The 9,998-nt window shown below is 70.6% G+C and carries 13 protein-coding genes; 5 read left to right on the forward strand and 8 right to left on the reverse strand.

Features of this window, described 5'->3' with window-relative positions; translation table 11 throughout:
• Positions 1-34 precede the first annotated feature (34 nt).
• From BFF77_RS28185 to BFF77_RS28210, 6 genes are all read right to left on the reverse strand, one after another.
• Positions 35-1,375, reverse strand: coding sequence for a PrsW family intramembrane metalloprotease (locus BFF77_RS28185; protein WP_079125562.1), 1,341 nt, complete (start codon positions 1,373-1,375; stop codon positions 35-37).
• A gap of 87 nt (positions 1,376-1,462) precedes the next feature.
• Positions 1,463-2,275 (reverse strand): tRNA (guanosine(46)-N7)-methyltransferase TrmB, encoded by an 813-nt coding sequence (trmB, locus tag BFF77_RS28190; protein WP_245703738.1) that lies wholly within the window; start codon positions 2,273-2,275, stop codon positions 1,463-1,465.
• A gap of 310 nt (positions 2,276-2,585) precedes the next feature.
• Positions 2,586-3,098, reverse strand: coding sequence for a DUF6879 family protein (locus tag BFF77_RS28195; protein ID WP_211280330.1), 513 nt, complete (start codon positions 3,096-3,098; stop codon positions 2,586-2,588).
• Entirely contained in the window at positions 3,073-3,339 is a 267-nt protein-coding gene (locus BFF77_RS28200) for a hypothetical protein (RefSeq protein WP_066955313.1), read from the reverse strand. The genes BFF77_RS28195 and BFF77_RS28200 overlap by 26 nt, the downstream gene beginning before the upstream one ends.
• A gap of 157 nt (positions 3,340-3,496) precedes the next feature.
• Positions 3,497-4,213 (reverse strand): hypothetical protein, encoded by a 717-nt coding sequence (locus BFF77_RS28205; protein ID WP_066955314.1) that lies wholly within the window; start codon positions 4,211-4,213, stop codon positions 3,497-3,499.
• Positions 4,206-4,583: an ATP-binding protein gene (locus BFF77_RS28210; RefSeq protein WP_245703736.1), complete on the reverse strand. Its 378-nt coding sequence runs from the start codon at positions 4,581-4,583 to the stop codon at positions 4,206-4,208. Before BFF77_RS28210 ends, BFF77_RS28205 begins: the two co-directional genes overlap by 8 nt.
• A 266-nt stretch (positions 4,584-4,849) precedes the next feature.
• Here BFF77_RS28210 and BFF77_RS28215 point away from each other — a divergent pair, with 266 nt between their 5' ends.
• From BFF77_RS28215 to BFF77_RS28235, 5 genes are all read left to right on the forward strand, one after another.
• The gene (locus tag BFF77_RS28215) at positions 4,850-5,689 is read left to right on the forward strand and encodes a helix-turn-helix domain-containing protein (RefSeq protein ID WP_066955320.1); all 840 of its coding nucleotides are present in this window, start codon (positions 4,850-4,852) and stop codon (positions 5,687-5,689) included.
• Entirely contained in the window at positions 5,686-5,913 is a 228-nt protein-coding gene (locus tag BFF77_RS28220; protein WP_066955324.1) for a DUF397 domain-containing protein, read from the forward strand. The genes BFF77_RS28215 and BFF77_RS28220 overlap by 4 nt, the downstream gene beginning before the upstream one ends.
• Positions 5,914-5,924: 11 nt before the next feature.
• Positions 5,925-6,143: a DUF397 domain-containing protein gene (locus tag BFF77_RS28225; protein WP_066955327.1), complete on the forward strand. Its 219-nt coding sequence runs from the start codon at positions 5,925-5,927 to the stop codon at positions 6,141-6,143.
• A gap of 133 nt (positions 6,144-6,276) precedes the next feature.
• Positions 6,277-6,780, forward strand: a complete 504-nt coding sequence (locus BFF77_RS28230; RefSeq protein ID WP_066955330.1) for a GNAT family N-acetyltransferase — start codon at positions 6,277-6,279, stop codon at positions 6,778-6,780.
• Positions 6,781-7,149: 369 nt separating this feature from the next.
• A complete protein-coding gene (locus BFF77_RS28235) occupies positions 7,150-8,037 on the forward strand; it encodes a TIGR03619 family F420-dependent LLM class oxidoreductase (RefSeq protein ID WP_107422270.1) in 888 nt (295 codons plus the stop codon).
• Positions 8,038-8,149: 112 nt separating this feature from the next.
• On the opposite strand, the gene lhgO is transcribed toward BFF77_RS28235, so the two are convergent.
• Positions 8,150-9,367 carry an L-2-hydroxyglutarate oxidase gene (gene lhgO, locus BFF77_RS28240; protein WP_066955333.1) on the reverse strand — a complete coding sequence of 406 codons (1,218 nt, stop codon included), beginning with the start codon at positions 9,365-9,367 and terminating at the stop codon, positions 8,150-8,152.
• Positions 9,368-9,557: 190 nt separating this feature from the next.
• On the reverse strand, positions 9,558-9,998 hold a 441-nt coding region (locus BFF77_RS28245; RefSeq protein ID WP_483855217.1), incomplete at its 5' end, for an NsdA family TPR-like regulatory protein.

The raw sequence follows: 9,998 nt of genomic DNA on the forward strand, positions 1-9,998 counted from the left end.
ACCGCCAGTGATGACGGCCGTCGTACGGCCGTCATCACTGGCGGTACGGGTTGTAGCCGTCGTAGTCGATGTACGGCGGCGGCACCGGCACCCGGCCCGTGGCCCGCGCGGCATACGTCAGCGCGGGCCCGGCCGTCTCCCTGCGCTGCCACAGATGGTGCAGCAGCTCCTGCTCGCGCTCCACGAAGTCCGGGCCGGCCCCGCCGCGCCGCGCCTCGTGGCGCAGGAACGCCAGGGACGTCGCGAACGCCTCGTACTCACCCACCGACCGGGACGCCTGAGAGCCGTACGTACGGGCCGCGAAGTCGCGCGCCACCGTCCGCGCCCGCATCGAGGAGAGCGCCTCGGGCGCGGACACCGGCAGCCAGCCCGCCGCCGCGTACGCGGGCAGCTCGGCCGAGACCGTACGCAGCTCGCGCTGTCTGCTCCAGATCGCCAGCCAGGTCAGCAGCCCGAAGACCGGCACCATGAACACCGCGTACACCAGGTAGAAGCCGAACGGGCCGAAGATCGACGTCGAGCCGTTCCACAGCGCGTGCATACCCATCGCCGGCGCCAGGCCGAGCGGCGGGAGGACGAACCGGCGGATCCTCTGGTGGCGGGCCGCCGCCGCGGCGAGTCCGAAGCCTATGCCCGTGAGCACGGTGAAGAGCGGGTGCGCGAACGGCGACAGCACCACCCGGACGAAGAAGGTCGCCGCCGTGATGGACGGCAGGCCCGCGCTGTCCGCGCTGCGGTCCTCGCCGAAGGCGCTGCCGAGATAGAGGATGTTCTCGGTGAAGGCGAAGCCGGTGGCGGTGAAGCCCGCGAACACGACCCCGTCGACCAGCCCGGTGAAGTCCCGTCTGCGGAACAGGAAGAGCAGCAGGATCGCCGCGGCCTTGGCGCTCTCCTCCACGACCGGCGCTATCACCGTGGTGCCCAGGGACTCCGCGCCCGCCGGATCGGCGGTGGCGATGGCTATCCACCGGGTCGCGAAGGTGTTGGCGATGATCGCGACCAGGGCGGCGGCGAAGGCGCCCCAGGCGAACGAGAACAGCAGATTCCCCCAGGGCCCGGGATCGACGCGGTCCAGCCATCGGAAGGCCGCGATCAGGAGCGGAACGGGCAGGACGGCGAGCCCGAGGCCGACCAGAAACCCCTCGGTGCCGGTCTGGTCCCGCACGAGCGCCAGGATCACCAGGCCGCAGAGGGCGAGCAGCGTGATCACCGCTCCCGCGCGCACCGCCCGGTGACGCCAGAAGGCGCGACGCGGGCGATAGCGCCCGCGGGCAGGCTCCGGCCCGGCGGTCCACCGCTCGACGAGCTGGGACCGCAGCTCGTGGACGGGGATCGCCGGGCCCGGATCGGGGCGCCGCTCAGAGGGTTCGGACACCCGACGACCCTAACGAGAGGCACTGACACCGGCGATGGTGCCTGTGCCGCTACCACCGGTTACGGGCCGATCCCGGGGCCGGAGGCATCAGGCGGACGGCTGCTCCGGCCGCCCCGCCGGATCCGGTGTTTCCGGCAGATCGGGCAGCTTCGGCAGATCGGGCAGCTCCGGCACGCGCCGGAACAGCAGATCACGGACGACATGCCCCTTGTCGAGCCCCTGGCCCTCGAACCGGGTCAGCGGCCGGAACGCGGGCCGTGGCGCGTATCCGCCGTCCGGCCGCGTGTTCTCGAAGCCCGGGTGGGCCGTCAGCTCCGCGAGCATCTGCTCGGCGTACGGCTCCCAGTCGGTCGCGCAGTGCAGCAGGGCCCCGGGCCTCAGCCGGCTCGCCGTCAGCGTGAGGAACTCCGGCTGGATCAGCCGCCGCTTGTGATGGCGCTTCTTGGGCCAGGGATCGGGGAAGTAGACCCGCAGTCCGTCGAGGGACTCGGGCGGCAGCATCTCCCTGAGCAGGATGATCGCGTCGCCGTTGGCCACCCGGACGTTGGAGAGCCCGTTCTCCTCCGCGAGCCGCAGAAGATTCCCCTGGCCCGGCGTGTGCACGTCGACCGCGAGTATCCCGGTGCCCGGGTCGTCCGCGGCCATGCGCGCGGTGGCCTCGCCCATCCCGAAGCCGATCTCCAGGACGACCGGCAGCCCGCCGAACAGCTCGTACGGATCCAGCACCCGCCGGCCGTCGATGTCCAGGCCCCAGACGGGCCACAGCCGGCGCAGCGCGTCGGCCTGGCCCGTGGTGACACGGCTGCGGCGCGGCTGGAAGCTGCGGATGCGCCGCTCGAAGTGCGAGCCCGCGGGATCGGCGGCGGGCCCGGTGCCGTCGGGAAACATCCGGCTCATCATGCGCGCCCCGGCCCGCTCGGCTGCCCCGACGCCGCCGTTCCCGTGGGTCGTGCCGCGCCCGACGGACTCGGTCGCCTCGGCCATCTCAGTCATCCCGGTCTTCTCACACTCGGCTGCAACGCACCGATTCTACGGAGCGCACGGGCACCCCCCACGCCGCACCTACCGCGCCGCTCCCGCCTGTCTGCCAGTGTCCCTCGCCGAAGCTTCGCCCTGACCCGCGCCCGTCGCGTTTCCCGAGAGCCTTGCGGGCTTCCTGAACGCTCGAAGACGGCGATGTCATGGCGTCGCGACGGCGCTGTCCGGCCTGTCAGGACAACTCGAACTCTGCATGGGGCGTCGCCCGCTTCCACACGGCCTCGAAGGCCGACTCACAGAGCTTCGCCACCTCAGGGTCCTCCGTGAGCTCCGTCTCCATGTTCTCGCCCTCGCCGTCGAAGTGATTGAGGAGAACGAGGCTGGAGTCGAACAGCCAGAAGTCGTTACCCGGGAGTGCGACGTCCGTCGCTCGGCGGCGCGAGAGCCAGCGCACGTCTTCCCCCGCGGCGATGTTCAGCCCGTCCGTTACCGCGTGCTCGAAGCGGATGTACTCGCTGACCGGCGTCGACACGATGCGTGCCCGGCGAACCGCGACACCTCGTGCGGTCGCCTCCGTGACGACGGCGTGCCAGTCGGCCCAGCGTACGGCGGGGTCGAGGGTCTTACCGGCTCTCCAGTCGACGAAGGCCGGGTCCGACTTCATGTAGGCGTCCCGCATCTCCAGATGGACGGCTGTCCTGCGGCAGCCGCGGAACAGCTCATCGAACGCCAGGGTTCTCGTCATCCCTCTTCACCTCCGGGCCGGTGTCCTCGGCGCTCTGCTCCATCTCCAGGAAGAACCGGACCACGCGCCGGGGGATCTCCACCACCGACTCGTGGCCGGGGATGTCCATCTGTTCCAGGCGCTCGGCGTCCTCCACCTTCCACCCCTGCACGAGGTAGTTGTCCCGCGCATCGTCGAGGTAGATCGTGGGCGAGCCGCCGCTGGGACTCTCCGGGTCTTTCCCGAGCTTGATCAGGGCCATGATGTCCTCCTCGAACACCGATAACGATGGTGTGCCAGAGCTTGCCCCGTGGCCGCGCTGCGGAGCGAGGGACTTGCCGGAACTTGCCAGGACCCGTCGAGGACGCGAGTCGCGCGGTCGGCTCGCCGTTGGCGTTCCCGGTGGGCCGCTCCTCCGGCTACCTGGGGGCCCGGGTCGGGCCTTCGCCGAAGATTCTGTGCCGCGCCTCGGTCCGCTTCCGGTGGGCCGCGTGTTCGGCGTCCAGGTCCACGACCGTGAACTCCCCGAATTCCATGACCAATTGAGTCGCCAGGACCCAGGAGAGCCGCCGGCTCCCGAAGGACGCGCCCTCCGCGGAGTACGCCACCGGGAACAGTCCGTCCGGCCGGTACAGCGCCCCGTGCACCCCCGTCAGCGCGAACGTCCGTACCCGCAGTGCCAGATACCTCGTCCGCAAGTGCGGGCACACCCCGACCGAGGTCACCGCGCACGGCACGCACAGCGGCGGGTGCGTGGTGACGTACCCCGGCTTCCGGAGTTCCGGATCCTCCGCGTCCTCGCCGACCAGCCACAGCGTTCCCTCGGGGCCGCGGTCGGACGGCCCGCCGCAGATCTGGCACAGCAGTTTCCGCATGGCCCGCCGCTGGCGCAGGAAGTGCACCTTCCCGAACTCCGGACGCCCCTTGCCCGGGCTGTACCCGATCCGTTTCCACAGCACGCCCAGGTCGTCGCGCTCGTACGGTCCCTCGTCGTCGTACGCGATGCCCGCGCCCCTGGTCACGACCAGCCCCGGCGGGCGGTGTTCGGAGGACCAGCAGGAGATGTACGGGACGACATCCGGCCGCGCCGCGCCGAACGGAGGCCGGTCGCCCTCTGCCGCCGACAGGTCAGCCACGCCCCGGCCCCCCGTCCGCCGAGGCCCTCGGTACGGACAGCGCCGCCCAGATCATCTTCCCCGGCCCTGCCCGGTCGGCCACACCCCACTCGTCCGCCAGCGCGTCGACCAGGAGCAGCCCGCGCCCGTCCGTCGCCTCCGGATCCGGTGTACGCGGCTGCGGCCGGACCGGCGAACCGTCGTGCACCTCGATCCGCAGACCCCCCGTACTGCGGAAATAACGCGTCTCGATGATCTGCTCCGGCGTCACCCTGGCGTGCAGTCCGGCGTTGCTGAGCAGTTCGGACACGATCAGGACCGCCGAGTCCTCCAGCTCCGACAGCCCCCAACCGGCAAGCGCCTTACGCAACTCCAGCCGCGCCAGAGCCACACACCTCGGATCCCGGCTCCACCGCAGCACCACAGTGCTGCTCGTTGACTCCGGCCTGCGGTTCCCGTACATGTCACACGCCCTCCGTCTGCCCTTTTCGTTCTCGGCCAACTCGGCTGCGCCGCTGCGGGACTTGAGGGGAGTGCGCTGCTTCCAGGGCAAGGTTCGACTCCTCTCCGTAGCGAAACGGCTACCGGGGGCACTCAGAGTGGCCTATAGTCGAAATCCCTTCAAGTAATCAGGAGCGAAGGAAGGGCCAGTAACGCATGGTCAATCGCCGGGAGTTGAACCCTGAGAGCAGTCCACGAGCTGCGTACGGCGCCCGTGTGCGCAAGTTGCGGGAGGATCGCGGCTGGAATCAAGAAGACTTAGCCGGGCGTACGGAATATTCCAGCCAGCATATTTCCGCCCTTGAAACTGCTCGCAAACCGCCGACCCTCCCGCTCTCGCGCAAGCTCGATCTCGCCTTTGGGACGGTCGGTACGGCCGACTCGTTCGAACGCGAGTGGGCCGAGATGCGGCACGGTTCGCTGCTGGAAGGCTTCCCTGAGTACGTCGGACTTGAGGGCCGAGCGGTAGAGATCAGGTTGTTCGAGGTCGGGATCATTCCGGGGCTTCTTCAAACCCTGGAGTACGCGCAGGTGCTGGTGGACAGCGCCGTACATCGGGGCGCCATCACGCGCGAACAGGCAGATGAGCGTGCTTCGTTCCTGGTCGAGCGGCAGGCCGCGCTGGTACGGTCCCGTCCTCCCATGGTCCTGGTGGTCATGGATGAGAGCTGCATCCGCAGGCCGGTGGGCGGACCCGAGGTCATGGCGGCTCAGCTTGATCGGTTGGTCGAGTTCGCCGAGCTCCCCAACACCGCGCTGCATATTGCCCCGTACGAGATAGGGGAGCGCAGGACGTTTAATCGACCGGTCAACCTGCTCACCCTGTCGGATTACTCCGTTGTCTCGTATGTGGAGTCCCAGACGCACGGACACCTGGAGCGCGAACTCGTATACGTCCGGAGCATGTTGACGGCCTACCATCAACTACAAGCGGTATCGCTGTCGCAAGCGGCATCGGTTGAGATGATCAATAAGGTACGAAAGGGCACTCCGTGACAACCACGACCACGACCGAACTCCGTTGGGTCAAGTCCTCCTACAGCGACAACGGCGGCACTTGCGTCGAGTGGGCCCCCGCGTACGCGTCGGCTACCGGCGTGGTTCCCGTCCGTGATTCCAAGGACCCGGGCGGTCCGGTTCTGAATGTCTCCGCTGGTGCGTTCGCCTCGTTCATTGAGGGCGTCAAGGCCAGCGAGTTCGTTCGCGGCTTCGGCGCGTGAAAGGGCACTCCATGACGAACGATTCCCCCCGTTGGGTCAAGTCCTCCTACAGCGGCAACGGCGGCACTTGCGTCGAGTGGGCCCCCGCGTACGCGTCCGCTACCGGCGTGGTTCCCGTCCGTGATTCCAAGGACCCGAGCGGCCCCGTTCTGAACGTCCCCGCCGCCGCGTTCGCCTCGTTCGTGGCGGGCGTCAAGGCCGGCGGGTTCGTCCGTACCTTCGACGCGTGATCTGTGCGCCCCGGCACTGAGCCCCGCCGTTCCTCCTCAGAGCGGCGGGGCTTCTCACCGCCACGCGCAAGATGCTCGTAGCCCCGGGCTCGAAGGCGCCTGAAGTCGTCGAGTGGATCGAGGAGTCCGCGCGATGGATCTGAAGCGCTACACGCACGCGGACGCGCGGGACGTGCGTTCGCTGCTGCTGGACATCCACGACGAGGCGTATGCCGGCGATCCGGACCCGTTCCACTCGCGTGAGCGCTTCTCCCACTTCGTTGACCTGTGGTCCTCGCGGGAGGACTGGCAGTGCGTTTCCGGCTGGGAGGAGGGCGGTCCGGTGGGCTACGCGTACGGCTCGATGTTCAAGCCGGGTGGCTGGTGGAAGGGGCACCGGCGTCCTTGCGGCCTCAGGGGCTCCGTGTTCGCGCTGTCCGAACTCATGGTGGTTCCCCGATGGCGTGGTACCGGACGTGCGCGGCAGATCCACGACGCGCTGCTCGGACCGGTGGCGGCCGACATGGTCACGCTCACGGTGGATACCGGACACCCCAGAGTTCAGGCGTTGTACGAGCGTTGGGACTACAGCAAGGCAGGCGAGGCAAAGCCCTCCGGCGACTCCCCGCTGTATGCCGTCATGGTCCGGAAGCTGTGAGCAAGGCCGCACCGCCGCGTTCGCCTCGTTCGTGGCGGGCGTCAAGGCCGACGGGTTCGTCCGTACCCTCGACGCGTGATCCGCGCGCCTCAGCGCTGAGCCCTGCCCTTCCTCAAGCGTTACGCCTTTGGAGCGGTGGGGCTCTTCGCCGCCCTGCGCAAGAACCGGCGGCTCGGCCGAAGCGCTCCGGCGGGGAGGGTCCGCCGGGTGTGGAGTTCGCCGCGTCAGCCGGGGAGTACCACGTGGAGCGATGGTGATCTGCTGCCCCTTGCCGGGATGAAATCGGGGCGGCGTGCGGGTTGGGTGTGGTGACGGGGCGGTCGGGTGATCGTCGTGTCGCCCACCGGACTGCCACCGAAAGGCACCCGCATGCCCCTGCTGCGCCTCGGCGTCTCCCTCCAGCCGCGCTGGCCGCTGGACGACGGAGCGAGCGTGCTCCGCGCCGCACGCCACGCGGAAGAACTGGGCTTCGATCACGTCGCGGTCGGCAACCGCCTCCTGGAGAGCGGTTTCGGCCTCGACACGGACCCGCTTGTTCTGCTGTCGGCCGTCGCGGGGACGACGACGCGCCTGCGGCTGCTGACGTCCGTACTCGTCGCTCCGTACTATCCCGCGCTGGTACTCGCCAACCAGGCCGCCACCCTGGACGTGGTGTCCGGCGGCCGTCTGATCCTGGGCGTGGGCACCGGATGGAACCCTGACGAGTTCACCGCGGTCGGCGTGCCCGCCCGTGAACGCGGTGCGCGTACCGATGACCACCTCGCCGCGGCCAAGGCCCTGTGGACCCGACGACCCGCGGACTTCGACGGGCCGTTCACGACACTGCGCGAGGCGCGCCTGGGAGTGCCCCCGTTCACCGTCGGCGGTCCGCCCGTGTGGGTCGGCGGCCACAGCGACGCCGCCCTGCGCCGTGTGCTGCGGTTCGGCGACGGCTGGTACGGCACCGGCGCCGACGCCGCGGAGGTCAGTGACGTCCGGCGACGCCTGCATGACCTCGCCGGCGATACGGGGAACGCCGGCCGCCTGACGCTCGCCTCGGCCGCGTTCCTCACCCCGCCCGGTATCCCCGCGGTGGTTCCGCCACCGGGACGACCACTCGGCGGCGCCGCGCCCACCGCGGCGAGCGTCGCCGACGACCTCGGGCGGCTCGCCGAGGCAGGGCTCACCGCTTGCACCCTGTGGCTGCCTGTCGCGGCTGAGCATGTCGGAAGGGCGATGGAGTGGATCACGGCCGAGGTCGCCCCGCGACTGACCTGATGCGGTGGGCGGGGAGGCCGGTCGAAGAGGGCGGACCGGCTGGTCGCGGTGCGGAACTGCGAGCCGCCGTCCGAGCTCCGTGGCGCCCTCGTCCTCTCGCGATCCGCGCGCCTCAGCCCTCGCCCAGCATCGCCAGCGCCCGCCTCGCCACCTCCCGGCCGATCGGCAGTGAAGCCGTCGCCGCGGGTGAGGGGGCGTTGAGGACATGGACCGTACGCGGGCGTTCCCGGATCAGGAAGTCATCGGCCAGCGTGCCGTCCCGCAGCACCGCCTGGGCCCGTACACCGGCCGTCGCCGGGCGCAGATCCGCGTCCCTGACCGCGGGGAGCAGTCTGCGGACGGCCGTCGCGAAGGCGCGCTTCGAGAGCGAGCGGTGCAGCTCGCCCGCGCCGTACCGCCAGTGCTTGCGTGCCGTGCGCCACGAGCCGGGCCAGCCGAGGGTGCCGGCCAGCTCGGCGGGCCGTACGGTCCGCCAGGTGTAGCCCTCGCGGGCCAGCGCGGGGACCGCGTTCGGTCCGACGTGGACGGCTCCGTCGATGCCGCGTGTCAGATGCACGCCCAGGAACGGGAACGCCGGGTCCGGCACCGGATAGACCAGCCCCCGGACCAGACCGGGCCTGGCCAGCTCGTAGTACTCACCGCGGAAGGGCACGATCCGCATCCCGGGGTCGTCGCCCGCGAGCCGTGCCACCTGGTCGCACTGGAGCCCCGCGCAGTTCACCAGGACGCGCGCCCTGACCACGTCCCCGGCCGCCGTACGGACCGCGACACCCCAGGGGCGGCGGTCGACGGCCGTGACCTCGGCGTCGTACCGCACGGAGGCGCCCGTCGCGCCCGCGGACTCGGCGAGCTGTTCGGCGACCGCCTGGAAGTCGCAGACGCCGGTGGTGCCGACATGGATCGCCGCGAGGCCGCGCACCTGCGGTTCGTACTCGGTGATCTGGGCGGGGCCCAGCTCCCGCACCGGGATGCCGTTCTCCCTGCCGCGCTGGACCAGGGCGTGCAGCCGGGGCAGCTCGTCCCGCTCCGTCGCGACGATCAGCTTGCCGGTGACCTCGTGCGCGATGCCGTACTCGGCGCAGAACTTGACCAGCTCGGCGGAGCCGCGCACCGCGTACCGCGCCTTGAGCGAGCCGGGGCGGTAGTAGACACCGCTGTGGATCACCCCGCTGTTGTGGGCCGTCTGATGGCGCCCGGGGCCCGGCTCCTTCTCCAGCACCACCACGCGCGTGCCCGGCGCGGCGCGTGTGATCGCGTACGCCGTCGACAGGCCGACGATCCCGCCGCCGACCACCAGCACTTCGCAGTCGAATCCCACGCGTCCGCTCATCGCGTGCGCCACCTCCCACCCCGATAGTGCACTGGCCCGCCGACAACGCGCTTAAACCACGAATCGACAGACCGGTACGGCAGACCGGCACGAGGTGCCGCCGGCGGCCGGGTCCACGGGCGGGACGGGCTTCCGGTTCCGGCTGTGACAGGGCCGGGTTCCCGGCCTCGCGCGCGCATTGTCGGCGGCCCTACGCCGGTGCCACCAGCAACGGCCTCGCGCGCTCCCGCAGCTCCACCACCCGGGGCTCGTCCCCGTACGGCTCCAGGCGGTGCAGCAGATCCCGTACGTACTCGGTCGTACGCGCCGAGGAGATCCGGCCCGCCACCTCCACCGCCCGGGTGCCCGCCGCGCACGCCGCGTCGAGATTGCCCGACTCCAGTTCGGCGACGGCGCTCACCACCAGGCGCAGTCCGTGCGAGCGTACGAACTCCTCCGTCGGCCGGGAGAGCGCCTGCTCCGTGAAGCGGCGTACCTGGCGCGGCGCCTTCAGATCGCGGTAGCACTCGGCGGCGTCCGCCGCGAACCTGTCGTACGAGTAGAAGCCCAGCCAGGACGGATCCGCGTCGCCCTCCCGCGAGCGCTCCAGCCACCCTTCCGCGGCCTTGAGAGCCGCCCCGGCCGCCACCGC

This window comes from Streptomyces lushanensis, assembly GCF_001700515.1.
Lineage (GTDB): Bacteria > Actinomycetota > Actinomycetes > Streptomycetales > Streptomycetaceae > Streptomyces > Streptomyces lushanensis.